This window comes from Pseudoduganella aquatica (assembly GCF_009857595.1).
Classification (GTDB): domain Bacteria; phylum Pseudomonadota; class Gammaproteobacteria; order Burkholderiales; family Burkholderiaceae_D; genus Rugamonas; species Rugamonas aquatica_A.
In genome coordinates this window covers 1-24,558 of record NZ_WWCU01000001.1, presented here as the reverse complement: position 1 = coordinate 24,558, position 24,558 = coordinate 1, and the positions used below count along the sequence as shown (strand labels likewise).

General features: G+C 66.8%; 24 protein-coding genes. 9 read left to right on the top strand and 15 right to left on the bottom strand.

Annotated features, from left to right (window positions below):
- Nucleotides 1-44: 44 nt before the first annotated feature.
- The 3 genes from GTP77_RS00120 to GTP77_RS00110 are packed head-to-tail and all read left to right on the top strand — an operon-like array spanning nt 45 to nt 5,178.
- Nucleotides 45-4,409 carry a cobaltochelatase subunit CobN gene (locus GTP77_RS00120; protein ID WP_161070142.1) on the top strand — a complete coding sequence of 1,455 codons (4,365 nt, stop codon included), beginning with the start codon at nt 45-47 and terminating at the stop codon, nt 4,407-4,409.
- On the top strand, nt 4,406-4,861 hold the full coding sequence (locus tag GTP77_RS00115) for a MotA/TolQ/ExbB proton channel family protein (protein ID WP_161070141.1): 456 nt from the start codon (nt 4,406-4,408) through the stop codon (nt 4,859-4,861). The genes GTP77_RS00120 and GTP77_RS00115 overlap by 4 nt, the downstream gene beginning before the upstream one ends.
- A complete protein-coding gene (locus GTP77_RS00110; protein WP_161070140.1) occupies nt 4,858-5,178 on the top strand; it encodes a DUF2149 domain-containing protein in 321 nt (106 codons plus the stop codon). Before GTP77_RS00115 ends, GTP77_RS00110 begins: the two co-directional genes overlap by 4 nt.
- Nucleotides 5,179-5,220: 42 nt before the next feature.
- Here the strand turns inward: GTP77_RS00110 and GTP77_RS00105 are convergent, their stop codons facing one another.
- The gene (locus GTP77_RS00105; RefSeq protein WP_161070139.1) at nt 5,221-6,120 is read right to left on the bottom strand and encodes a LysR family transcriptional regulator; all 900 of its coding nucleotides are present in this window, start codon (nt 6,118-6,120) and stop codon (nt 5,221-5,223) included.
- A gap of 125 nt (nt 6,121-6,245) precedes the next feature.
- Here GTP77_RS00105 and GTP77_RS00100 point away from each other — a divergent pair, with 125 nt between their 5' ends.
- The 3 genes from GTP77_RS00100 to GTP77_RS00090 all read left to right on the top strand — a co-directional run bounded on the left by GTP77_RS00100 (nt 6,246) and on the right by GTP77_RS00090 (nt 8,898).
- Nucleotides 6,246-7,010 carry an SDR family NAD(P)-dependent oxidoreductase gene (locus GTP77_RS00100; protein ID WP_161070138.1) on the top strand — a complete coding sequence of 255 codons (765 nt, stop codon included), beginning with the start codon at nt 6,246-6,248 and terminating at the stop codon, nt 7,008-7,010.
- Between the two features lie 77 nt (nt 7,011-7,087).
- Nucleotides 7,088-7,711: a glutathione S-transferase N-terminal domain-containing protein gene (locus GTP77_RS00095; protein ID WP_161070137.1), complete on the top strand. Its 624-nt coding sequence runs from the start codon at nt 7,088-7,090 to the stop codon at nt 7,709-7,711.
- Complete coding sequence (locus GTP77_RS00090; protein ID WP_161070136.1) at nt 7,708-8,898, top strand: multidrug effflux MFS transporter; 1,191 nt, start codon at nt 7,708-7,710, stop codon at nt 8,896-8,898. Before GTP77_RS00095 ends, GTP77_RS00090 begins: the two co-directional genes overlap by 4 nt.
- On the opposite strand, the gene GTP77_RS00085 is transcribed toward GTP77_RS00090, so the two are convergent.
- Complete coding sequence (locus tag GTP77_RS00085) at nt 8,895-10,184, bottom strand: epoxide hydrolase family protein (protein ID WP_161070135.1); 1,290 nt, start codon at nt 10,182-10,184, stop codon at nt 8,895-8,897. The genes GTP77_RS00090 and GTP77_RS00085 overlap by 4 nt on opposite strands.
- Before the next feature lie 10 nt (nt 10,185-10,194).
- Entirely contained in the window at nt 10,195-11,205 is a 1,011-nt protein-coding gene (locus GTP77_RS00080; RefSeq protein ID WP_161070134.1) for an alpha/beta fold hydrolase, read from the bottom strand.
- Nucleotides 11,206-11,311: 106 nt separating this feature from the next.
- Here GTP77_RS00080 and GTP77_RS00075 point away from each other — a divergent pair, with 106 nt between their 5' ends.
- Nucleotides 11,312-11,947 carry a TetR/AcrR family transcriptional regulator gene (locus GTP77_RS00075; protein WP_161070133.1) on the top strand — a complete coding sequence of 212 codons (636 nt, stop codon included), beginning with the start codon at nt 11,312-11,314 and terminating at the stop codon, nt 11,945-11,947.
- A gap of 237 nt (nt 11,948-12,184) precedes the next feature.
- Nucleotides 12,185-12,592, top strand: coding sequence for a nucleoside diphosphate kinase regulator (gene rnk / locus GTP77_RS00070; RefSeq protein ID WP_187358560.1), 408 nt, complete (start codon nt 12,185-12,187; stop codon nt 12,590-12,592).
- Between the two features lie 16 nt (nt 12,593-12,608).
- Here the strand turns inward: rnk and GTP77_RS00065 are convergent, their stop codons facing one another.
- The 8 genes from GTP77_RS00065 to GTP77_RS00030 all read right to left on the bottom strand — a co-directional run bounded on the left by GTP77_RS00065 (nt 12,609) and on the right by GTP77_RS00030 (nt 20,689).
- Nucleotides 12,609-13,196 carry a YceI family protein gene (locus GTP77_RS00065; RefSeq protein WP_161070132.1) on the bottom strand — a complete coding sequence of 196 codons (588 nt, stop codon included), beginning with the start codon at nt 13,194-13,196 and terminating at the stop codon, nt 12,609-12,611.
- A 100-nt stretch (nt 13,197-13,296) separates the two neighbouring features.
- Nucleotides 13,297-14,340, bottom strand: a complete 1,044-nt coding sequence (locus GTP77_RS00060; protein ID WP_161070131.1) for a histone deacetylase family protein — start codon at nt 14,338-14,340, stop codon at nt 13,297-13,299.
- A 6-nt stretch (nt 14,341-14,346) separates the two neighbouring features.
- Nucleotides 14,347-15,939, bottom strand: coding sequence for a glutamate--cysteine ligase (gene gshA / locus GTP77_RS00055; RefSeq protein WP_161070130.1), 1,593 nt, complete (start codon nt 15,937-15,939; stop codon nt 14,347-14,349).
- Nucleotides 15,940-16,076: 137 nt separating this feature from the next.
- Entirely contained in the window at nt 16,077-16,919 is an 843-nt protein-coding gene (gene prmC / locus GTP77_RS00050; RefSeq protein ID WP_161070129.1) for a peptide chain release factor N(5)-glutamine methyltransferase, read from the bottom strand.
- Entirely contained in the window at nt 16,916-17,389 is a 474-nt protein-coding gene (locus tag GTP77_RS00045) for a disulfide bond formation protein B (protein WP_161070128.1), read from the bottom strand. The genes prmC and GTP77_RS00045 overlap by 4 nt, the downstream gene beginning before the upstream one ends.
- A gap of 75 nt (nt 17,390-17,464) precedes the next feature.
- Nucleotides 17,465-18,541, bottom strand: a complete 1,077-nt coding sequence (gene prfA / locus GTP77_RS00040) for a peptide chain release factor 1 (protein WP_161070127.1) — start codon at nt 18,539-18,541, stop codon at nt 17,465-17,467.
- Between the two features lie 76 nt (nt 18,542-18,617).
- Nucleotides 18,618-19,892, bottom strand: a complete 1,275-nt coding sequence (gene hemA, locus GTP77_RS00035; protein ID WP_161070126.1) for a glutamyl-tRNA reductase — start codon at nt 19,890-19,892, stop codon at nt 18,618-18,620.
- A 107-nt stretch (nt 19,893-19,999) separates the two neighbouring features.
- Nucleotides 20,000-20,689, bottom strand: a complete 690-nt coding sequence (locus GTP77_RS00030; RefSeq protein ID WP_161070125.1) for a response regulator transcription factor — start codon at nt 20,687-20,689, stop codon at nt 20,000-20,002.
- A gap of 217 nt (nt 20,690-20,906) precedes the next feature.
- Here GTP77_RS00030 and GTP77_RS00025 point away from each other — a divergent pair, with 217 nt between their 5' ends.
- Complete coding sequence (locus GTP77_RS00025) at nt 20,907-21,419, top strand: hypothetical protein (RefSeq protein WP_161070124.1); 513 nt, start codon at nt 20,907-20,909, stop codon at nt 21,417-21,419.
- Nucleotides 21,420-21,425: 6 nt separating this feature from the next.
- Here the strand turns inward: GTP77_RS00025 and minE are convergent, their stop codons facing one another.
- The 4 genes from minE to metE all read right to left on the bottom strand — a co-directional run.
- Complete coding sequence (gene minE / locus GTP77_RS00020; RefSeq protein WP_056400827.1) at nt 21,426-21,677, bottom strand: cell division topological specificity factor MinE; 252 nt, start codon at nt 21,675-21,677, stop codon at nt 21,426-21,428.
- A gap of 1 nt (nt 21,678) precedes the next feature.
- Nucleotides 21,679-22,494, bottom strand: coding sequence for a septum site-determining protein MinD (gene minD / locus GTP77_RS00015; RefSeq protein ID WP_161070123.1), 816 nt, complete (start codon nt 22,492-22,494; stop codon nt 21,679-21,681).
- Between the two features lie 50 nt (nt 22,495-22,544).
- Nucleotides 22,545-23,312 carry a septum site-determining protein MinC gene (gene minC / locus GTP77_RS00010; protein WP_161070122.1) on the bottom strand — a complete coding sequence of 256 codons (768 nt, stop codon included), beginning with the start codon at nt 23,310-23,312 and terminating at the stop codon, nt 22,545-22,547.
- Between the two features lie 149 nt (nt 23,313-23,461).
- A partial coding sequence (gene metE / locus GTP77_RS00005; protein ID WP_161070121.1) for a 5-methyltetrahydropteroyltriglutamate--homocysteine S-methyltransferase occupies nt 23,462-24,558 on the bottom strand: 1,097 nt, incomplete at its 5' end.

Here is a 24,558-nt window from a genome sequence, read left to right as displayed (position 1 = left end):
TGTTTTCCTGCGCGCCTGGCGCGCAGTCACTGCTAAAGTTCAAATTGGGCACTTCCATACTCCTGCGGCTAGCCGCAGCGCTGCTGTGCGCCTGCGCTTGTGCGCACGCGCCTGCGGCCAATCTGTTCGCCATCGTCACCGAACGCGCCGCGCCGGCCGCCATCGAGGCCGCGCACCGCCATCTGGCCAGCCATCCCGGCGACCGCATCGTGCTGCGCACGCCGGCCCAGTGGATGGCCGCCAGCGAACGCGACGCCGGCCTCTGGATCAAGCAGGCCGACAGCGTGCTGGCCGTGTCCCTGTTCGGCGACCCCGCGCGCCGCCTGAAGGACGCCTTGCCGCGCAACCTACGCGCGCAGACCGCCGTGCTGGCCTTCAACGGCGAAGCGAGCCTGAGCCTGATGAGCCGCGACGGGCGCGCCAGCCTGCAGGCCTTTTCGCCGGACACGCTGCGCGAACTGTCCTCCGAAGCGCCGCCGCCCGCCGCCCTGAAAGCCGCGCAGGCCGACCCCGCCGCGAGCCGCTGGCTGGCGGCGCGCCAGGTTTGGCAGGCGGGCGGCGTGGACAACACGGCGGCGCTGTTTGCGCATCTGCTCAATCCGGCCATGAAGCTTGCGGACCCGCAGCCTGAACCCACGCTGCGCGTGCGCGTGGGCCAGCGCGAGCTGACCGATGCGCAGGCCTGGGGCAAGGCCGCGCAGCTCGGCCTGAAGGCGCAGCCCACCGTGGTGGTGCTGGACCTGTCCAATATGGACAGCGTGGTTCCCGCCGCCGTGTGCCGGCAGATTGAACAGCGCGGCCAGCCCTGCGTGCAGGTGCTCACGCGCTGGGGCGGCGCCTCGCGCGAGGCGCTGGAGCGCCTGCCCGAGCTGGTCGCGCCGGCCCAGCCGGCGGCGCTGGTGGTGTTGCAGGACTTTGTGGTGGGCGCCGCCGAAGGGCGAGAAGCCGTCACCGAAGCGTTCAAGCGGCTCAATGTACCGGTCTTCAAGGCCATCCGCCTGTCCGACCGTAGCGCCGTGCAATGGCGCTTGTCGCCGGACGGCCTGCCGCCGGACTCGGTGCAGTACCGCGTGGCGCTGCCGGAGCTGCAGGGCATAGGCCAGCCCATCGTGGTGGCGGCCCTGGGCCAGCCGCAGCGCGACAGGCAGACCGGCATAGAAAACCGTCCACCCGTGGTGCTGGCCGACGAAGCCGGGCGCCTGGGCGCGCGCGTGAGCCGCTGGCTGGCGCTGCGCGTGAAGGCCAACCGTGACAAGCGCGTGGCGCTGATCTATTACAACCACCCGCCGGGCCGCCAGAACATCGGCGCGGATAATCTCGACGTACCGGCCTCGCTGTTCGACATGCTCAATGCGATGAAGGCGGCGGGCTACAGCACCGGCCCGCTGCCGGAATCGCCGCAGGCGCTGCTGGACATGATCATGGCGCACGGCGTGAACCTGCCGGAGGACCGCGCCGCCCTGCGTGAGCTGAGCGGCACCGTGAACAGCGTGAGCGCGGCCGACTACGGCCGCTGGTTCGCCACGCTGCCGCCGCGCGTGCAGGGCGAAATGACCAGCGGCCTGCTGGGCCGCCTGCACGCCGACGTGCTGGAGGCCGAAGCGAACGGCGAACGCGCACTGGGCCGCAAGCAGGCCGAGGTCATCATCAAGGAACTGCAGCATTTGGTTGAAGGCGCGGACCATCCGCAGCGCGAAGCGGCGATTGCAGGCCTGGCCGAACTGCTGGAGGGCTACCATGCCTGCCTGGAGCTGGCCGGCGCCAAGGATGGCAAGAGTGTCAAAGGCAGCAAGGCCGGCAAGAACGGCTGCGGCGCGCTGGCGCCGCTCAGCAAGCGCCTGTCCGGCTACGGCATCGAAGGCCTGAAAGGCTGGGGCGCTGCGCCCGGAAAAATCATGGTCGACAGCGGCAAGCTGCTGGTGCCCGGCCTGGTGTTCGGCAATGTCTTCATCGGCCCGCAGCCGCCACGCGGATGGGAAGTGGACGAGGAACTGCTGCACGCGAACACCAGCATCACGCCGCCGCACCAGTACCTGGGCTTCTACCACTGGGTGCGCGACCGCTTCAAGGCGGACGCGCTGGTGCACGTCGGCCGCCATTCCACCTACGAATTCCTGCCCGGTAAAGCGGTTGGCCTGAGTTCCGACGACTACCCCAGCCTGATCGCGGGCGACCTGCCCGGCATCTATCCCTACATCGTGGACGGCGTGGGAGAAGGCACGCAGGCCAAGCGCCGTGGCCTGGCCGTTATCGTCGACCACTTGACGCCGCCGCTGGCCGCCACGCCGCTGTATGACGACTTGCTGGCCCTGCGGCAGGTGGTGGAGAGCTTTGAAGCCGCCAGTTCCGAAACGCTCAAGGCGCAGGCCGCGAAGCTGATGCGCGAGCGCGTCAACGCGCTGAACCTGAAGGCCGAATTGGAAGCGTCGATGGCGGACGTTCTGGAAGTGCGCGGCATCGGTTTCGACGCGGCCGATGACGACCTGCTGGCGCACGAAGTGGGCCACTACCTGACCAAGCTGCAGGAAAAATTCATGCCGCACGGCCTGCATATATTCGGCCGCCCGTGGAAGCAGGAATCGATAGACCTGATGCTCGACTCGATGAAGAAGGGCGGCATCGAAGGCCCGGACGTCGCCGCGAAGCTGGCCGATTCGCCGCGCCGCGAAATGCTGGCGCTGCTGGCCGGGCTGGATGGCCACTACATCGAACCCGGCAAGGGCAACGACCCTTTGCGTTCGCCCGAAGCGCTGCCCACCGGCCGCAATTTCCACGCGGTCGACGGCGACATTTTGCCCACCCGCCTGGGTTACCAGCTGGGCGAGCGCATGGCGGACAAGGCCAATGCGCGCAACGGCACGGACAAGGGCAGCGAAGGCATCATCCTGTGGGCCTCCGACGCGGTGCGCGACGAGGGCGTGATGGTGGCGTTCGCGCTGGCCATGATGGGCGCGGAGCCGGTGTGGAACGCGCGCGGCATCGTCACCGACGTGCGGCTCAAGCCGGGCGCGGTTCGGCGCGACGCGCTGGTGACCACCTCCGGCCTGTTCCGCGACCTGTATCCCAACCTGATCCGCCTGATAGACCGCGCCGGCCGCATGGCGCTGGCCGCATCGGCTGCCGGCCTGGCCGCGAAAGACCCGGCCTTGAAAGAAGCCTTGCAGGCGGCGCTGGAACCGGTGCCCGCTGCGGCCTGGGGCAGCGAAGACCCCGCGCAGAACCGCGTGGCGCGCGAATGGCTGGTGCGCCAGCGTGCGCTCGCCGCCGGCGGCATGCCGGCAGCGGACGCGGGCCGCGCCGCCGCGCAGCGCGTGTTCGGCGACGCGCCGGGCGCCTACGGCACCGGCGTCAACCGCCTGACCGAACGCTCGGGCGCCTGGCGCGAGCGCGACGAAATCGGCCGCGCCTACCGCAACCGCATGGGCCATGCCTACGGCCTGGACGCGAGCGGCGAAGCCAACCACGCCGCCTTCGACGTGGCGCTGGACGGCATCACGCGCACCTATCATGGCCGCGCCAGCAATCTGTACGGCCTGCTGGACAACAACGACGCCTTCGACTACCTGGGCGGCCTGTCGCTGGCCATCGAAGGCCGCACCGGCCGCGTGCCGGAAGCGATGATCTTGCAGCACGCGCAGCCCGGCCGCGCCGACGTGGAGCCGCTGGCGTCCGCCCTGCTGGGCGAACTGCGCGGCCGCTTCCTCAACCCCGCCTGGCTCAAGCCGCTGATGGGCCACGGCTACGCCGGTGCGCGCACCATGGGCCAGGAGTTCCTGGAGAACCTCTGGGGCTGGCAGGTTACGCGGCCGGACCTGGTGAAGAACTGGGCCTGGGACGAGGTGAAGTCGGTCTACTTCGACGACGCGCACAAACTGGGCCTGCCGCAGTTTCTCGGCCAGCAGCACAACGCGCATGTGAAGGCGCACATGCTGGCCATCTTCATGGTGGCTGCGGAGAAGGGCTACTGGAAAACCGACCCCGCCACCATCAAGCAGATGGGCGGCGAGCTGGCGCGCCTGGTGGCCAGGAACGGCTTGCCTGGCAGCGGCCACGCCGCGCCCAACCATCCCATGTGGGAGTGGCTTGCGCCGCAGCTGGAAAGCGCCGACGCGGGCGCGCTGGGCGTCACGCTGGCCAAGGCGCGCGGCGATATGCTATCCGCGCCGCCTGCGGACGCCGCAGCCGCAAAGACAGCGCAGGCGGCACCTGCCGCCGACGCCGAGGCGTCCGCGCAGCCCACCCAGCCTGCCCCGCGCGCCTATGAATTGCACCAGAAGGCCGAGCCGCCCGAAGCGCCCGCCCTGCGCGCCGCCAAGCTGCTTGGCGCGCTGGCCGCCGTGCTGGCCTTGTTCTCGCTGGGCCTGTGGCGCGGCCGTTACGTATCTCAACCTGTAAGGAGTTCCCCATGACCGAAATTCTGTCCTTCGCCTGGCTGCACGACGCAGTCCGCTGGCTGCTCGCACCTGCCCTGGCCGCCCTGCTGATCGCCTGTGCGATCGCGGTGGTGGAAGCGGGTATTGCCGTCGGCGAGCGCTTCCACGGCCTGGCCAAGCTGGGCGCCAGCGGCAACCTGGCGCAAGTGCAGGCCATCGCCCGCCACCGCCTGGAACGCGCCGACCTGCTGGCGCGCATCCCGCCGATGCTGGGCCTGATGGCCACCATCATTCCGCTCGGACCCGGCCTGGCCGCGCTAGGCCAGGGCGACCCCGCCAAACTCGCCAGCGCCGTGACGGTGGCCTTCGACGCCACGGTGCTCGGCCTCGTCGCCGGCATCGGCGGCCTGGTGATCGGCAAGCTGCGCCGCCGCTGGTACGAGGAAACGCTGGAAGCCATGGAGCACTCTCTGGAGCAAGCGGCGTGAGCGCCCAGCCCGCGCGCCAGCGTCTGCGCCTCTACTCCCGCCTCGACGCCCGCTTTGACGACGGCGACGAAGACCCGCGCGCCAGCCTGGTCAACTTGGTCGACGTGATGCTGGTCTTCGCCTGCGGCCTGATCGCCGCCATCGCCGGCACGCAGGGCGCGCTGAAAGCGCCCAAGCCGGTGGAAAAGGGCCGCCAGATCGAGCGCCCCGCCTCCGGCGTTACCCAGGACGGCAGCGGCTACGACCGCGTCGGCGAAGTATTCCGCGACCCCAAGACCGGCCGGCTCGTGCTGATCGAGCCTGCAAAAGCGAAATAAGCGCTGCTGGACTGCCTCCATCGTCCGGCAGCAGCGTTGCGCTTACTCCAGCGCGGCGAACAGGTCAGCGGTCCAGTCGATAAAGACCCGCAGCCGGTTGCTCACATAGCGGTTGGACGGATAAACCACGTAGAAGGAGTAGGGCGCCGGCCGCCAGTCCTCCAGGATGGGCACCAGCGCGCCGCTGGCGATATGCGGCGCGGCCCCGTAGCGGAAGGTCTGCAGCACGCCCAGGCCGGCCAGGCCGGCCGCGACGTGGGCGTTGCTCTCGTTGACCCCCACTGAACGCTCGCCCAGTATCTCCAGCTTCTCTCCCTGCTTGGCGAAATTGAGCGGCATGCCGCGCCCGGTGCGCGTGGACAGGTAGTGCGTGACAGTGTGGCCCTGTTCCAGCTCGGATGGATGCTTCGGCGTGCCGTGATCGCGCAGATAGGCAGGCGTGGCGCAGGTAACCCAGGAGGCGCTGCCCACCTGGCGGCCGATCAGCGACAGGTCGGTCAGTTCCCCACCCCGTATCACGCAGTCGACGTTATCGCCGATCAGGTTCACATGCTTGTCCGATACGCCCATGTCGATGCGGATGTCCGGATAGCGGGCCAGGAAGGCCGGCAGCGCGGGCAGCAGCACCTGGCTGGCGATGGAGCTGCCGGCGTCCACCCGCAGATGGCCGCGCGGGCGCGACTGCGCCGCGCTGAAGCTGGCGTCCACGTCGTCCAGTTCCTTCAATAGCCGCTGCGTTTTCTCGTAGTACTGCGCGCCCTCGGGCGTGACCGAAACGCGCCGCGTAGTGCGCTGCAAAAGCTTGATGCGCAGGTGCGCCTCCAGCGCCTGCACCGACTTGGTCAGTGTGGCGTTGGGCATGCCCAGCGTGTCCGCCGCCTTGGTGAAGCTGCCCGCTTCGACCACGCGGGCAAAGGCCCGGATTGCCTGCAACTGGTCCATCGTGCGTCCTTATTATTCACATGGGGGAATAAAGTATTCTGTTATTGCTACTTTATTCAATAATCCAGCGAGCGTAAAGTGGATTCCGTCGTCAAACACATTCATCCACTTAAAGGAGCACTGAAATGAGCAACGCACAGAAACTGGCAGGCAAAATCGCACTGGTCACCGGCGGCACCACCGGCATCGGCCTGGCTTCGGCACAGGACTTCGCAGCGCAAGGCGCGACCGTCTACATCACTGGCCGCCGCCAGGCCGAGCTGGATGCAGCCGTGGCCACCATCACCGCCACCGGCGCCGCCGCTTACGGCATCCAGGGCGACGTCGCCAAGCTGGAAGACCTGGACCGCATCTACGCTGAAATCGAAGCGCGCAGCGGCCACCTTGACGTGCTGTTCGCCAACGCCGGCGGCGGCGACATGATGCCGCTGGCCGACGTCACCGAAGAGCACTTCGACCGCATCTTCGACGTCAACGTCAAGGGCACGCTGTTCACCGTGCAAAAAGCGCTGCGCCTGCTGAAGGATGGCAGCTCGGTGATACTGACCGCCTCCACCACCTCGGTGCAGGGCACCGAGAACTTCAGCGTGTACAGCGCCAGCAAGGCCGCCGTGCGCAACTTCGCCCGCAACTGGCTGCTGGACCTGAAACCGCGCAATATCCGCGTCAACGCCGTCAGCCCTGGTCCGGTGCATACGCCCGGCCTGGCCGGCCTGGTGCCGGAAGAGCATCAATCCGGTTTGCTGGGACACCTGGCCACGCTGGTGCCGATCGGCCGCCTGGGCCAGCCTGCCGAAGTGGCCAAGGCCGTGACCTTCCTGGCGTCGGACGACAGCAGCTTCATCAACGGCATCGAGCTGTTCGTCGACGGCGGCATCGCGCAGATCTGATCGCGCCTCTTTCCGTCTGATCCCCACGGGGCCGGCAGTGCCGGCCCTTTTTCTTGTCCTGCCTTCCGGAGCACACCATGATTTCCTTCTACACCTGGACCACGCCGAATGGCCGCAAAGTCGCCATCCTGCTGGAAGAACTGGGCCTCGCCTACGAGAGCATTTCGGTCAACCTTGGCCGCAACGAGCAGTTCACGCCGGGCTTCCTAGCCATTTCCCCCAACAACAAGATTCCCGCCATCGTCGACCACGGCGCGGAGGGCGGGCCGCTGTCCGTGTTTGAAAGCGGCGCCATCCTCACCTATCTGGCCGAGCGCCACGGGCGCTTCCTGCCCGCCGGCGGCGCTGCGCGCTACAAGACGCTGGAATGGCTGAACTGGCAAATGGGCGGCCTGGGTCCCATGCTGGGCCAGCTGGGCTACTTCGAGAAATTCGCCCAGGAGAAGTCGGCGGCCGCCAGCGCGCGCTTCCTCGCCGAGGCCGACCGGCTGCTGTCGGTCATGGACAAGCGCCTGGCGGAAAGCCGCTACCTGGCGGGCGACGAATACAGCATCGCCGACATCGCCGCCTACCCCTGGGCCGTGACCGCGTCCACCTTCCTGGCCGAAGTGCTGGCCGAGCGCATCGGCACCAAGCCTGCGCTGCTGCGCTGGATGGAACTGGTGGGCAGTCGTCCCGCCGTGCAGCGTGGCATGCGATGAGCAGCCATCCGCGCACCATCGCCTTCCTGCTGGGCGGCCTCGCCTTGCTGGGGCCGCTCTCGGTGGATGCCTATTTGCCCGCATTCGACAATATCCGCAGCTCCCTGCACACCGGAACGCAGCAGGTGCAGTTCACGCTGAGCGCCTACCTGTTCTCCTTTGCCGCCATGAGCTTGTGGCATGGTGCGCTGGCCGACGCGCTGGGCCGCCGCAAGGTGATACTCGCTTCGCTGGTGGTATTCGGCGCCGCCTCGCTGGGCAGCGCGCTAGCGCCGGACATCGGCTGGCTGACCGCCTTCCGCACCCTGCAGGGTGTCGCGGCGGGCGCCGGCACGGTGGTGGGCCGCGCCATGGTGCGCGACCTGTATGAAGGGACGCAGGCCGCCCGCATGCTTGCGCTGGTGAGCATGATCTTCTCGCTGTCCCCGGCCTTGGCGCCGGTACTGGGCGGCTGGATCGTGACGGCCTTCCAGTGGCGCGCCATCTTTGCCTTCCTGAGCGCCTACACCGTGCTGCTGCTTTGGTATTGCTACCGCCATCTGCCCGAGACGCTGCCGGCGGCGCAGCGCCAGCCCTTGCAGGCGGCCGGCATGCTGCGCAGCTATCTGGCGGTATTCCGCTCGGTGGACTTCCAGCGCGGCTCGGCCGCCATCGCCTTCAACTTCGGCGGCCTGTTCCTGTTCGTGGCGGCGGCGCCTGCCATTGTGGGCCGGCACCTGGGCCTGGGCGCGAGCCAGTTCGGCTGGCAGTTCATTCCCATGGTCGGCGGCATCTTCCTTGGCTCGTATGCGGCCGGACGGCTGGCGGAAAAATTGAGCCTACGCGGGCAGATCGCCGCCGGCTACGCCATCCTGCTGGCCGCCACGGTTGCCAACGTGGCCTACCACGCCGCGTTCCCGCCGTCCCTGCCGTGGAGCGTGATGCCCATCTTCTTCTATGGTTTCGGCATGTCGCTGGCATCGCCGGGACTGACGCTGATGGTGCTGGACCTGTTCCCGAACACGCGCGGCGTGGCGGCATCCATGCAGTCCTTCTCGATGGTGATGCTGGCCGCCGCGGTGACGGCGGTGCTGGCGCCCGCGCTGGAGCATTCGATGCTGGCGCTGGCTGCCGGACAGATGCTGCTGGCGCTGGCCGGACTGCTGGCCTGGGCGCCTACATTGCGGCGCCAGCCGGCCGCCGCCTAGCGCATGGGACGGAAGCCCGCGCGCAGTTCCCGCACAAACAGCGCGGGCTGTTCGAAGGCGGCGAAATGGCCGCCTTTGCCCACCTCGTTCCAGTACACCAGCTGCGAATAGGTCTGCCGCGCCCAGCTTTCCGGCGCGCGGTAGATCTCGTGCTGGAACACGGACGCCGCCACCGGCAGCGACAGCTTGCCGCCCGAGAAGCTGCCGTTCGCGTTCTCCCAGTAGATGCGCGCCGATGAGGCGCCGGTGCCGGTCAGCCAGTACAGGCTGATATTGTCCAGCAACTCGTCGCGCGTGAGCGTGGAGGCCGGGCCGGTCCAGTCGCGGAATTTGTCGTAGATGAAGGCCATCAGCGCCACCGGCGAATCGTCCAGCGCGTAGCCTATGGTTTGCGGGCGCGTGGCCTGCATGCGGAAATAGCCCGAGCCTTCGTGGAGGAAGCGATTGGCGCCATCGACTGCGCGCTGCTCTTCCTTGCTCAGCACCTCGGGCATCTTCTCGGGGAAAACGAACTGCCAGTTCAGGTGGATGCCGGCCAGGCCGGGCGGGCGCAGATGACCCAGCACCGTGGTCACGCCAGCGCCCCAGTCGCCGCCTTGCGCCACCCACTTCTTGTAGCCCAGGCGCGCCATCAGCGTGGCCCAGGCCTGGCCGGTGCGCATCAGGTTCCAGCCTGCGCCGCGCGGCTTGTCGGAGAAGCCGAAGCCGGGCAAGGAAGGAATGATGACGTGGAAGGCGTCTTCGGCCTTGCCGCCGTGCGCTTCCGGGTCAGTCAGCATGGGAATGATCTTCAGGAATTCGACGATGGATCCCGGCCAGCCGTGCGTGAGCAGCAGTGGCAGCGCGCCGGCGTGCTTCGAGCGCACGTGCAGGAAGTGGATGCCCAGGCCGTCGATTTCGGTGCGGAATTGCGGGAAGGCGTTCAGCCGGCGCTCGAAGCTGCGCCAGTCGTACTCGCCTTGCCAGTACGCCGCCAGCGCCTGGGCGGTCGCCAGCGGCACGCCCTGGCGCCAGTCGCCGGAGGTTTCCGCATCCGGCCAGCGCGTGCGCGCCAGCCGCTGTTTCAGGTCGTCCAGCTGCTGCTGTGGGACCGCAATCCGGAATGGCACGATGGCGTCGCTGCCTGCGCCGGTCCTGGCGCCATCCGCCAGCTCGGCCGCCAGCGGCGCTGCCAGCATGCTGCTGCCCAGCGCAGCGAAGGCGCCGGACATGCCGGCAACCGCGCCTACAGCGCGCAGCAAAAGGCGCCGTTGTGGATTGGCCGGCACCGAGTGGTTGCGGTCCATGGTGCTCCCCTTACTTCAGGAATTCAATCATGTGCCTGGTGGTGTCGGCGGGCGCTTCTTCCTGCACGAAGTGGCCGCTGTTTTCCAGGCGGATGGTGCGCGCGTTGCTGGCCTTGGCCGCCAGCGTGGAGCTCAGCCAGCCGTAGCCCGGACCGGCAATGCCCAGCACCGGCATCTCCAGCTTCTTGTATTCCTTCTCATCCACGATGTCCTGCGGGAAGGCCTGGTACCAGGCGTTGCCGGCGCGGATGGCGTCCGCGCTGTTGTAGGCGCTGGCGTAGATGGCGCGGTCTTTCGGCGACAGCGCCGCTTCATCCTTCAGCAGATAGGTGAAGAACCATTCCTGCTCCAGGTGCACGCGGCCGGCCAGCAGTTTTTCTGGCAGGCCTTTTACCTGATGGAAGGCGAACCACCAGGCGAAAGGCGCGCGCTCGTCGATCTTCTCGTTGAAGGTGCCCACGCCCGGCAGGATGGGCCAGCTGTACAGGCCCTGGTCCGGATGCGGCACATCCATCATCACCAGCTTGCCGGTCGCCTGCGGGAAGTTGGCGGCGTAGCTCCACGCCACTTGCGCGCCGATGTCGTGGCCCGCGATGTGGGCTTTCTCGATGCCTTTCTGCTTCAGCAGTTCCAGCACGTCCTTGGCCATGTTCTTCTTGTCGTAGCCGCCTTCCGGCTTGGCCGAGCCGCCCATGCCGCGCAGGTCCAGCGCGATCACGCGGTAGTGTTTGGACAGCTCCGGCATGATCTTGTGGAAGGCCCACCAGGTCTGCGGCCAGCCCGGCAGCAGCACTAGCGTTTCGCCCTTGCCGCCTTCCACGTAGTGCAGGCGGGTGCCGTTCACTTCGGCGTAGCCGTTGCTGAAGCCGGGCAGGGATTTCACCAGTGCGGTGTCGCTCAGTTCGGCCTTGCTGATCTTGGCTGGTTGCGCAGCGTGGGCGGCAGGCGGGGCCAGCGTGCCGGTAGCGGCGATGGCGGCGGCAATGGCGATGGCGCGCAGGGCGCCGATAGGGGATTTCATGGGTTTCTCCGGGTCGATTGACTTGATATACATAGCGATCACTATGTAATTAGATGAAATATATTCCGCTTGCAATGCGCTGTCAATGTATTTAATATCGATCACTATGAAAAAAGAAACCGCTCCCGCCACCCCGCCGGTCCGCGTTCGCGGGCGTCCGCTGTCCTTCGACCGCGACGCCGCCCTGGAAAAAGCCATGCTGCTGTTCTGGCGGCATGGCTATGAATCCACGTCCATCAGCGACCTCACGCAGGCCATGGGGATCACGCCGCCCAGCCTGTACTCGGCCTTCGGCGACAAGGAGCGCCTGTTCCTGGAGGCGGTGGAACGCTACGCGGCCGGTCCGGGCAATGCGGAGGCGGTGTTCGCGCAGGGCCAGAGCGCGCGCAGCACGGTGGAGCAGCTCCTGAAGAGCAACGCCATCGAGCTGACGCGCGCCGGACAACCCCCGGGATGCATGGTGATCGCGTCCGCCGTCAACGGCTCGCCGGCGGCGGCCAAAGTGCAGGAACTGTTGCGCGGGCGCCGCGCCGAAGTGGAGGCCGGTATCGGCCGCTGGATCGCGCGCGGCATCGACGCCGGCGAACTGCCGGCCGACACCGGCGCGGCGGCGCTGGCGCGCTTCTACTACACGGTGATCGAAGGCATGACCTTGCAGGCGCGCGACGGCGCCGGCCGCAAGAAACTGCTGGAAGTGGTGGCGCTGGCCATGGGCGCCTGGCCGGCGCCGGCCCGCGTCTGAACAAAGCGGTTATACTCGGGACAGTCCCGATATCCTGATCCTCATGACCCTGCCGAGTAACCGCCCGTATTGCTGCGCCCCTTCGCCCCTGTGCGACGAAGGCTGGCGCGCGCACGCGCGTGATCTCGCCGGCCTTTCCTGAGGCCCGGCGGGAACGCCAGGAAGACGCCGTCTTCCCTCCCTCCGGGCCGCTCTCCAACTGCCTTGCCTTTTTCCTGACATTTGTGGAGTTACATCATGAGACCCAATATCGTTGTGTCGTCCGTCGACATGGACCGCCTTGAGACGCTGCTGGACGCGCTGCCGTCCGCGCAGTCGGCCGCCCGCCATGCACTGCTGGAAGAACTGTCGCGCGCCGAGCTGGTGGAACCGGCCGACATGCCGCCGGACGTCGTCACCATGAACTCGCGCGTGCGCTTTGCGCTGGACCAGCCGGCCGAGGAATTCACGCTCACGCTGGCCTATCCCAAGGACATGCGTCCCGGCGACGACCGCATCTCGGTGCTGGCGCCGGTCGGCAACGCCCTGATCGGCCTGGCGGCCGGCGACTCCATCGACTGGACGCGTCCCGACGGCGCCGCCTTCAAGCTCACCGTGCTGGACGTGCTGTACCAGCCGGAGCGCGCCGGCGAGCTGCACCGCTGAGCCGGGCGCCTGCGCCTTACTTCGCCGCCACCGCTTCCACCTGGATGCGCAAGGCCACATCCATCGAGAAGCCGTAGTCCTTGCCTGCCGCGAGGCCGAACTCCTCGCGGTTGAAGGTGGCGGCGGCGTCCGCCCCGCACAGCTCGCGCTTGAGCATGGGGTGCGGTATGCATTTGAAGCGGTTCAGCTTGAGCGTGAGCGGCCTGGTTACGCCCATCAGCGTGAGCTGGCCCTGCACTTCGGTGGGGTCGCCGTTGGCGAGATTGAGCTTGCCGCTGTAGCGCGCGGTTTTGCCGTGCTTTTTCACGTCGAAGAAGTCTTTGCCGAGCGCCCATTTGTTGAGCAGGTCTTCGCCGAAATCGATGCTGGACAGGTCGATGGCGATATCGACCGTGCCTTGCCCGGCTTCGCGGTCCAGCACGATCTTGCCGCTGTTCTTGTTGATCTTCCCGCGCCAGAAGGAGATGCCCATGTGGTCGGCTTCGAAGCTGGGGAAGGTGTGGTGCGGATCGACGTCGTAGCTGACCGGCGCCGCAGTGGCCCCATTGCTGGCCATGCCGCTGGCCAGGGCTGCGATTGCAAACAGTTTGCTGCTGAATTTCATGGCGTCTCCTGTCGTGAGGGAATGAGGCGCCTAGTCTAGCAGGGTGGCGGCAACGTGGGCCTGCTGTTGCGGCATCGGCGTGAGCGCGCGCGTACAGCGCTTACAAGGCTGTCTCGAAGCCTTCCAGCACATTGACCACGTTCACGCCCAGTTCCTTCACCGCGTAGCCGCCCTCGAACACGAAGGCGGTGGGCAGGCCGAGCCAGGCCAGGCGCTCGCCGATGCGCAGGTAGTCCGCGCTTTGCAGCGCGAAGTGCGACAGCGGGTCGCCGGCGAAGGTGTCCACGCCCAGCGACACCACCAGCGCTTCCGGGGCATACATCTGCAGGCGCACGCAGGCGGTCTCCAGCGCGGCGAACCAGGCTTGCGTGCCGGTGCCGTGGGGCAGCGGCAGGTTGACGTTGAAGCCCAGACCCGCGCCCGCGCCGGTTTCGTCGGCGTGGCCCAGGTAGAAGGGATATTCCTGGCGCGGGTCGGCGTGGATGGAGACGAACAGCACGTCGCTGCGGTCGTAGAAGATGCTCTGCGTGCCGTTGCCGTGGTGGTAGTCGATGTCCAGGATGGCGACTTTGCGCGCGCCGTCGTCCAGCAGGTGCTGGGCCGCCAGCGCGGCGTTGTTCAGGAAGCAGTAGCCGCCGTAGAAGTCGGCCCCGGCGTGGTGGCCGGGAGGGCGCGTCAGCGCGAAGGTGCTGCGCTCGCCCAGGCGCAGCGCGTGCGCCGCGTTGACGGCGCAGTCGGCGCCGGTCTTGGCGGCGGTCCAGGTGCCGGCCGTGATGGGCGTGCCGCTGTCCATGGAATACAGGCCCAGCCTGGCGCAGAAATTATCCGGTTCGATGTCCGAGCGCAGCGAGCGCACCGGCCACACGGCGGGGAAGGCGTCCTTGCCGGCGTTGGCCGGATCGAGCGCCAGCCATTCGTTCCAGGCGCCGCGCAGGAACTGCAGATAGCGCGGGCTGTGCACGCGCTCCAGCGTCATCAGCGGCACGCCGTGCGGCGTGACGATCTGCCCCAGGCCGCGCCGGCCCAGTTCGGCCAGCACGGAGTCGACCCGCTCCGCCTTCTCGAAGCAGGGCACCATTTCGCCACGGAAGATTTCGTAGCGGCCCTGGTGCTGGCCGTGCTGCTCGTTGTAGAAGGTCAGCACGGTGGCTTAGCCGACGTTTTTACACAGGTTGCTGTTGCGGTAGGCGGCCACGAAGTCGTCGAAGCTGCCGGTGTTGGCCGCTTCCATCGCGTCCTGTTCGGCCAGCGAGGCGGCTGCCTGCGCGTCGAAGTAGGCCGCTTCCTCGGCGGTGGGCGGATGGCTGCGGAAGTAGGCCGCGTGGCGTTCGCTCTGGTGCAGGCCGAAGGCGGCAAACGAGCCGCCGTTGGCGCGCAGTTCGCGCAGCACGCGCGCGGACGGCGTGCGGTCCGGATCGTCCAGCTTGGCGGCCTGCACGGCCATAGCCTCGGCATGCACGCTGCCGCCGCGCTGGCGGTCCAGCAGTTCGGCCACGGGGCGGATGCGGTCCAGCAGCTCGCGGCCCCAGGCCTGCAGCGTCACTTCGGCGCCGTTGTGCTGCAGCGTCAGGCCAGGACGGCGGCCTTCCTTCACGGTGCGCGCAAAGTTCTCGGTGTAGATGCGGCCCTGCTCCTCGGAGATGGCGGGGCTTTCCTCCAGCGCGCAGAACAGCAGGAAGGCGTCCAGGAAGCGGCCCGTTTCCAGGCTGATGCCGACCGGCTCGAACGGGTCCACGTCCATGCAGCGCACTTCGATGTACTGCACGCCGCGCGAGCACAGCGCCTGGATGGGGCGCTCGCCGCTGCGGATCACGCGCTTGGGGCGTATCGTCGAGTAATACTCGTTCTCGATCTGGATCACATTGGTGGACAGCTGCACCCATTCGCCATCCTTCTTGGTGCCGATTTCCGCGTAGGGCGCGTAGGGCTGGTTCACCGCCTTGGTGAGCGTGGCCACATAGCTGTCCAGGCAGTTCTCGTGCGGGCTCAGGCCGGACTGGGCGTCGTTCTGGTAGCCCAGGTCGCTCATGCGCAGGCTGGTGGCGTAGGGCAGGTAAAGCGTGTCGTCCGACAGCTGCTCCAGCTTGTGCGGACGGCCGCGCAGGAAGCTGGCCGACAGCGCCGGCGAGGCGCCGAACAGATACATCAGCAGCCAGCTGTAGCGGCGGAAGTTGCGGATGGTGGCGAAGTAGCGCTCGGACTGGTAGGCCTTGGCCGAGAGCTTGCGATCGTCCGCTTCGCTGTCGTGCAGCAGCGCCCACAGCCGCTCGTCCAGCGAGTAGTTGTAGTGGATGCCGGCGATGCACTGCATGGCCTTGCCGTAGCGCACGGCCAGGCCGCGCCGGTACACATGCTTGAGCATGCCCATATTCGACTTGCCGTACCAGGCGATTTCGATGTCTTCCTCGGCCGGCAGCTGGCAGGGCATGGACTGGCTCCACAGCATTTCGCTGCCCAGCTTGCTGTAGCTGTAGCGGTGGATGGCGTCCAGCTTGTTCAGCGTGATGGCGATGTCGTGCTCGGCCGGAGTGATGAACTCGAGCAAGGTTTCCGCGTAGTCGGTGGTGATTTCCGGGTGCGTGAGCGCCGAGCCCAGCGCGACCGGGTGGGAGGTGGCCGCCAGATGGCCGGCGGGGTCCACGCGCAGGGTTTCCCGCTCTATGCCGCGCAAGCCGCCGCCCAGCACCGCGCGGTGCTTGTCATCGGCCAACAAGGCCAGGCGGCGCGTCAATAGGTTGGACAATTTGGGCTTCCTTTCTGGTGCAGCAATGTAAGATTGGTGCGAGATTAACCGAAAACGGCCAAGCGCGTCGGCGACCGCCCAAAAAGCTCGGATTGCTATTTTATCAAAAGGCGCGCGGCCCGCGCCACGGCGCGGTTTCAGGCCGCCGTGGTGGGCGCGATGCCGCCGCTGACGCGCTCGATGCCGGCCAGGTCGCGCCAGCTTTGCACCTCAGTGTACCCCTGCGCGGCCAGCAGTGCGCGCACGGCCTCGGCCTGGTCGTAGCCGTGCTCCATCAGCAGCCAGCAGCCGGCTTCCAGGTGCGCCGGCGCGCCCGCGATGATGGTGCGCAGCGCGCTCAGGCCGTCGGCGTAGTCGGTCAGCGCGCCGCCCGGCTCGAAGCGCAGGTCGCCCTCGGACAGGTGGCGGTCGCCGTCGGCGATATAGGGCGGGTTGGAGACGATCAGCTGGTAGCGCTGGCCGGCGGCGGCGCTGTACCAGTCGCTTTCCAGGAAGCGCACGCGGGCGCCGTTCAGTTCGGCGTTGCCGCGCGCCACCTCCAGCGCGGCCGGGCTCACGTCCAGCGCGGTGACGTCGGCGTCGCGCCGGGTATGGGCCAGCGCCACGGCGATGGCGCCGCTGCCTGTGCCCATGTCGAGCACGCGGCCGGACGGCGGCAGGCGCTCGATGGCCAGCTCCACCAGCAGTTCGGTGTCCGGGCGCGGTATCAGCACCGAGGGGCTGACCTTGAAGGGCAGCCCGAAGAACTCGCGCTCGCCGACGATGTAGGCGATGGGTTCGCCGTCCAGGCGGCGCTGCAGCAGCGCGGACAGGCGGGCCGCCTCGTCCGCCGTGAGCGCGCGTTCGGATTGGGTGATCAGGGCCACGCGCGTCAGGCCGAGCGCGTGGCAGATCAGGATGCGGTTGTCGAGCGGGTCCAGGCGCTGCGCGTAGTGCGTTTGCGCCTGCACGGCGGCGATGGTGGCGCCGGCAGCGATCATTGCGCGCGGCGGCGCAGCAGCGACCAGCCCAGGGCTACCGCGAACAGGCCGAACCAGACAAAGGCCCACTGCGGGATCGACATGCCGAGCAGGCCGTCGGTGGCGTTCTCGCACAGGCCGTCGGCCTGGAACAGGAAGGGCAGATAGGTCGCGGTGGGGATCTTGTTGAGCATGGTTTCCATAGGATCGATGCCGCAAGACAAGCCGGGGTGGGCCAGCACATACAGGTGCTTGCCCGCCACGCCCAGGCCGCCCAGCGCGCCCAGCAGGCCGATGCCGGTGCCGATGGCGGTGTTCTTCATGAAGTAGCCGGCCAGGCAGGCGAAGCCGATCAGCAGGAACAGATAGCGCTGGATCACGCACAGCGGGCAGGGCAGCAGATCCACCACGTGCTGCAGATACAGGGCGACGCCGATCAGGCCGAAGCAGGCCAGGGCGATGGACAGGAGCAGGGAACGTGGATTCATCATGGTATGGAAAGATTATAGGCGGGGCAATTTTCGCACAAAGCGGCGTGCCCGCGCCTTAAGCCTCAATTAATCGCTTTAGTCGCCCAGCGCGGCCAGCAGCTCGGCCTGGTGCTCGGCGGCCAGGGCGTTGGTCAGCTCCGCCAGGTCGCCGTCCATGATGAAGTCCAGCTTGTACAGCGTAAGGTTGATGCGGTGGTCCGTCATGCGGCCCTGCGGGTAGTTGTAGGTGCGGATGCGCTCGCTGCGGTCGCCCGAGCCGATCAGGCTCTTGCGGGTGGCGGCCTCCTTCGACTGCTGTTCGCGCAGCTGCACGTCCTTGATGCGCGCCGCTAGCACCTTCATGGCCTGCGCCTTGTTCTTGTGCTGCGAACGGTCGTCCTGGCACTCCACCACGATGCCGGTGGGCAAGTGGGTCAGGCGCACGGCCGAGTCGGTCTTGTTGATGTGCTGGCCGCCCGCGCCCGAGGCGCGGAAGGTGTCGATGCGCAGGTCGGCAGGGTTGATGTGCACGTCCTCCACCTCGTCCGCTTCCGGCATCACCGCCACGGTGCAGGCCGAAGTGTGGATGCGACCCTGGGTCTCGGTGGCCGGCACGCGCTGCACGCGGTGGCCGCCCGATTCGAATTTCAGCTTGGAGTACACGCCGTTGCCCACCAGGCGCACGATGACCTCGCGGTAGCCGCCCAGGTCGGAGGCCGACTCGGACACCATCTCCACCTGCCAGCGGTTGCGCTCGGCGAAGCGGGTGTACATGCGCAGCAGGTCGCCCGCGAACAGCGCGGACTCGTCGCCGCCGGTGCCGGCGCGGATCTCGAGGAAGATGTTGCGCTCGTCGTTGGCGTCCTTGGGCAGCAGCATTTTCTGCAGCGCCAGCTCCAGTTCGGCCAGGCGGCCCTTGCCCGCTTCGATTTCTTCCTGCGCGAACTCCTTCATCTCCGGATCGGACAGCATGGCCTGCGCCTCGGCGATGTCGCCCAGCGCGCCCTGGTAGTCCTTGTACAGCGCCACCAGCGGACCGAGTTCGGCGTGTTCGCGCGTCATCTTGCGGTAGCTGTCCATATTGGAGGTGGCGCCCTCGGACATCAGCAGTTCGTCCAGTTCGTCGAGTCGGTTTGCCAATTGGTCCAGCTTGGCCAGCATTGATGGTTTCATGGGTGCTCTGTGAAATACGTGGAATGGGGAGTGCGGTACTGCTGCGGCGCGGACGCCAGGGGGGAAGCTGGCTGCGCTAACGGCGGCCGCGGAACATCTGGGGCAGCAAGGTGGCCAGCTGGGCGCGCTCGTCGCCCTGGGCGCGGTGCAGCGCCTGCTGCGGGCCGTGCATGAACTTGGCGGTCAGGCCCTTGGACAGGGCTTCCAGCACCGCGTCGATGTCTTCGCCCTTGGCCAGCATCTTGCGGGCGCGCTCCAGTTCCATCTGGCGCAGCGCTTCGCCGCTTTCCTGCAGGCTCTGGATCACGGGCACCACGGCGCGGTCGTCTATCCAGTGCATAAAGGACTGCACCCGGGTTTCGATAATGGCTTCGGCCTGCGCCACCGCCGCCTGGCGGTTTTCCATGCCGGTCTGCACCACTTTGCCGAGGTCGTCCACGGTGTACAGGAAGACGTCGCTGAGGCGGCCCACTTCGGGTTCGATGTCGCGCGGCACCGCCAGGTCCACCATGAACATGGGCTTGTGGCGGCGCGCCTTGATGGCGCGCTCCACCATGCCCAGGCCGATCAGCGGCAGCGAGGAGGCGGTGCAGGAAATGACGATGTCGTAGTGCTGCAGGCGGTCCTGCAAATCGGCCAGACGCATGGCCTTGGCGCCGAAGCGGTGCGCCAGCTGCTCGCCGCGCTCCATGGTGCGGTTGGCGATGGTGATGCTTTTCGGATTCTGCGCCGCGAAGTGCGTGGCGCACAGTTCTATCATTTCGCCGGCGCCGATGAACAGCACGTTTTGCTCGGAAATCTTGTCGAAGATGCGCTGCGACAGGCGCACGGCGGCCGCCGCCATCGACACGCTGTGCGCGCCGATCTCGGTGGTGCTGCGCACTTCCTTGGCCACGGAGAAACTGCGCTGGAACAATTGGTGCAGATAGGTGCCCAAGCCGCCGACTTCCTCGGCGGTGCGGATGGCGTCCTTGATCTGGCCCAGGATCTGGGTTTCGCCCAGCACCATGGAATCCAGCCCGGAAGCGACGCGGAAAGTGTGGCGCACCGCGTCGTGTTGCGGCAGCATGTACAAATGCGGGCGCAGTTCGCCGTAGTTGAGCTTGTGGAAGTCGGCCAGGAAATGGGCGCCCGCGTCGAGCGGATTGACGCCGTGGCTGGCCGCGTACAGCTCGGTGCGGTTGCAGGTCGACAGGATGGCCGCCTCGTCGCCGCCGCGCGGGTCGATGCGCTCGAACCACGCGCGCGCCGCCGTCACCGCCTGACCCAGTTGCTCAGGGGCGAACGCCAGTTGTTCGCGCAGCGACACTGGAGCGGTGGTATGGTTGAGGCCGACGGCAAGCAGTTGCATTTTTGACAGTATGCGGCGGGATAGGAACGTTACCGGTCATTATACCGTGATGCGTCCGGCCTCACCGGCGGCCGGGGCCGATAGCCGCTATTTGCTTGAGGCGCGGCTCAGGCGCCCAGCTTTTCCAGGCGGTAGCCGTAGCTGTACACCGGCACCAGGCGGAAACCGTTTTCCGGCTTCAGCTGCAGCTTGTTGCGCACGCGCGAGACGTGGGTGTCCATGGTGCGCGAAGGAATGGCGGTTTCGCGTATCCACACGGCTTCATGGATGTAGGCGCGCGACAGCGGACGGCCGATGTTGCGGAAAAACAGCAGCGCCAGGTAGAACTCCTTGTGCGTCACGTCCAGCACGGCGCCGTCCATCAGCAGGCGGCCCGGGCGGGTTTCGAAGACGTACTGGCCAAATTGCAGCTGTTCGGCGCCGTTCTGCGTAGGATAGGCGCGGCGCAGCAGGGCTTGCACGCGCGCCACCAGTTCGCTGCGGCGCAGCGGCTTGATCATATAATCGTCGCAGCCGGCAGCCAGGCCGGCCACGATGTCGTCTTCGCCGGAGGCGGTGGTCAGGAACAGCACCGGCGCCTGTTCAGGCATTTTTTCGCGGGCGCGGCGCACCACTTCGGCGCCGCTCATGTCCGCCACCTGCCAGTCCAGGATCAGCATGTCATAGTTGTCCTTGCGCAAGTGGCCGAGCAGGTCCTTGGCGGTCTGGAAGCCGTGGCAAATGTGACCCGCCGAGGTGAGCACCTGGCAGATCACGTCGGCTTGGCTGCGGTCATTGTCTAGTACTACGATTCTCATGATAGGGCGGTTCAAGTCCGGCGATGCAAGGCGTTCGCCGAGGAAGTTGGAATATAGTTACACGGGCGGCCGACAGAGTGTATCACTTCAGGAATGAAATTTTTCCTGTGAGAATCAAAAATGTTCTTATGCAAACTCGTCGTATGATTACACGGTACTCCCTTAAAAGTAGCTTTTCAATGGCCTTTGGTACAATTGCGTAACACGAAAAGTCATCATGTTTACAAAGAAAGACGTGAAATGGACGTTGATACCGGCCTCTGAACAGGAGCTTGACGAGGTGCGCGCGCGCTGCCGGCGCCTGGTGCAGCGGCGTGCCGCCGTGTCGGCCGGCATGTCGGCGGTGCCGATTCCGGGATTGGACGTGGTGTCCGACTTGCGCCTGTTTTCCGAGCTGATCGAGGACGTGAACCGGGAATTCGGCCTGACGCCGGAGCAGGTGGGGCGCTTGCAGCCGCGTTTCCGGCTGCTGGCCTACCAGGCCGCCGTCAACGTGGGCGGCACCATGGTGGGCAAATATGTGACCAGGGAAGTGGTGCTGCGGATGATGCAGCGGGCCGGCGCCGGGCTGGTGGCCAGGCAGGCTACCCGTTTTGTACCGCTGGCCGGCCAGGCCGCTGCGGCGGCGATCGGCTTTTTCGCCTTCCGCCAGATTGGCTACCAGCACGTGGAAGCCTGCGCCAGGGTGGCGCAGGAGGTCATGCTGGCGCAGCGCGACGCTGCGCCCTAGCCGGACTCAGGCGTCCGGCAGCACCACGTTGACGTCGAGCACCTCCAGGTTGCCCTGGCGGTCCAGCGAGATCTTGATGTCGTCGGCGTTCACCTTGGTGTACTTGGAAATCACCTCGATCAGTTCCTTGTGCAGGGCAGGCAGGAAGTCCGGACCGGCGCGGCCATTGCGTTCGCGCGCGATGATGATTTGCAGGCGCTCCTTGGCGGCGGTGGCCGTCTTGGGCTTGCTCGGGAACAGGAATGACAGCAGGGCCATATTACTTCCCTCCGAAGATACGCTGCAGCAGGCCGGGCTTTTCGTAGGTCGTGAAACGCAGCGGCAGGTCTTCGCCCAGGAAGCGCGACACCACGTCTTCATAGGCGTCGGCGACGTCGGTGCCCTTGAAGTGGATGGCGGGATTGCCCTGGTTGGATGCGTGCAGCACCGATTCCGATTCCGGAATGATGCCGATCAGCGGGATGCGCAGGATTTCCTGCACGTCCTGGTAGGACAGCATTTCGTCCGCTTCCACGCGTTTCGGCGAGTAGCGGGTGATCAGCAGGTGTTCCTTGACCGGCTCGCCGCCCGATTGCGCGCGGCGCGACTTGGCCTGGATGATGCCCAGGATGCGGTCCGAGTCGCGTACCGACGACACTTCCGGATTGGTCACCACCAGCGCCTCGTCGGCGAAGGTCAGCGCCATCAGCGCGCCGTGCTCGATGCCGGCCGGCGAGTCGCAGATGATGTATTCGAAGCCCATGTTGATCAGCTCGTGCAGCACCGCTTCCACGCCTTCTTCCGACAGCGCGTCTTTGTCGCGCGTCTGCGAAGCGGGCAGGATGAACAGGTTGTCGCAGTGCTTGTCCTTGATCAGGGCCTGGTTCAGCGTGGCTTCCTTGTTGATCACGTTGATCAGGTCGTACACCACGCGGCGTTCGCAGCCCATGATCAGGTCGAGGTTGCGCAGGCCGACGTCGAAGTCGATCACCACGGTTTTGTGCCCGCGCAAGGCCAGGCCGGAGGAGAAGCTGGCGCTGGACGTCGTCTTGCCGACACCGCCCTTGCCGGACGTTACAACGATAATTCTTGCCACAAAAGTGTCCTTTTCAGAAAGCTGAACCGCAGTCTAGCCGCGGTTGAGCATTAAGCGCGAGTAGGGGAATTGACAGATAGTATATCGATTCGGTCGCCCACCAGGCTGATTTGTGTGGGTTTGCGTGCGTGCTCGGCAGGGAAACCGTCTTCAAAAGTGCTGTACACGCCCGCAATCGACACCAATTCCGGCGACATGGACAGGGCGAAGATGCGCGCGTCGGCATTGCCGGAAGCGCCCGCCAGCGCGCGGCCGTTCAGGGTGTTGTAGACGTGGATGCTGCCGTCGGCGATGATTTCGGCGCCGTTGTTGACCACAGCCGTCACGATCAGGTCGCCGCCGCGCGCGTAGATGCGCTGGCCGGCGCGCACCGGGGTGTCGATAATCATGGTGCCGGCGGCGCCGACGGCGGGCGCGGCTGCCGGGGCGGCTTCGGCCACCGGCGCGGGTGCTGGCGCTGCTGCCGGCGCCGGCGCTGCCGGTTTTTCTTCGTCGCGCTTGCCGCTGTCGAGCGACAGGCCCTGGGCCAGGATGTCGTCTATCATGTCCGGCGCGGCGTTGCGCACGGCCACCGGATTCAAGCGGTATTTTTTCAGCAGGGCAATAATGCTGCCCCAGTCGATGCGCGCGCAGCCCGGCGCCAGCGAGCCGACGTCGATGACGGTCAGGTCGCCTTCAAAGAAGTCGGGCGTGCCGCCGGTCATTTCGTTGAGGGCGGCGTCGAGTGCGATGCCATCCGAAGTGTTCAGGATGGCGGAAACGGCAACGACGGTGGAAATTTTGATTTCGATGGGCTTTTGGAACGAGCTTTTGGACATAAACGATCAGTAAAAGAGTCAGCTTGGCGGCCCATCGGCCAGGATTTGCCAAAGGCTCAAGCATTTTACTGTGGTTGGGCCGGAAATGGGAGAGCCGTCTCACGCGTGAAACGGCTCTGGGCCTGGGCGGCAGGCGGGATGCGCGCGCGTCAGGCGGCCCGCAATTCGCGCGCCGCCGCCACCATATTGCGCAGCGCGGCTTCCGTTTCCTTCCAGCCACGGGTCTTCAGGCCGCAGTCCGGATTCACCCACAGCTGCGCCGCCGGGATCACCGCGCTGGCCTTTTTCAGCAGGCGCACCATTTCCGCCGTTTCCGGCACGCGCGGCGAGTGGATGTCGTACACGCCGGGACCGATCTCGTTCGGATAGCGGAAGGCGCCGAAGCCGGCCAGCAGTTCCATCGCCGAGCGGCTGGTTTCGATGGTGATGACGTCCGCGTCCATGGCGGCGATCTGCGGCAGGATGTCGTTGAACTCGGCGTAGCACATATGGGTGTGGATCTGCGTTTCATCGCGCGCTACGCTGGCCGACACGCGGAAGGCGCGCGTGGCCCAGTCCAGGTATTCGCCCCAGCGGCTGCGGCGCAGCGGCAAGCCTTCGCGCACGGCGGGTTCGTCGATCTGGATAATGCCGATGCCGGCCTGTTCCAGGTCCGCCACCTCGTCGCGGATGGCCAGCGCGATTTGCAGCGTGGTCTGGGCGCGCGGCTGGTCGTCGCGCACGAAGGACCATTGCAGGATGGTGACCGGGCCGGTGAGCATGCCTTTCACCGGTTTGCCGGTCAGCGATTGGGCGTGTACGGTCCAGTCCACGGTCATTGCTTGCGGACGGGCCACGTCGCCGTAAATGATGGGCGGCTTCACGCAGCGCGAGCCGTAGGATTGCACCCAGCCCAGCTGGGTGAAGGTGAAGCCGTCCAGTTGTTCGCCGAAGTATTCCACCATGTCGTTGCGCTCCGCTTCGCCGTGCACCAGCACGTCCAGGCCCAGTTCCTCCTGGCGCGCGATGGCGTAGGCGATTTCCTCGCGCATGCTTTGCTCGTAGGCCGCCGCGCCGAGTTCGCCGCGCTTGAAGCCGGCGCGCGCGGCGCGGATGGCCGGCGTCTGCGGGAAGGAGCCTATGGTGGTGGTGGGGAAGGATGGCAGCTGGAAGCGCGCGCGCTGCACCGCCTGGCGGGCAGGGAAGGGCGCGGCGCGGCGGTCGGCGTGGACCGGCAGGGCGGCGATGCGCGCCGCCACGGCAGGGT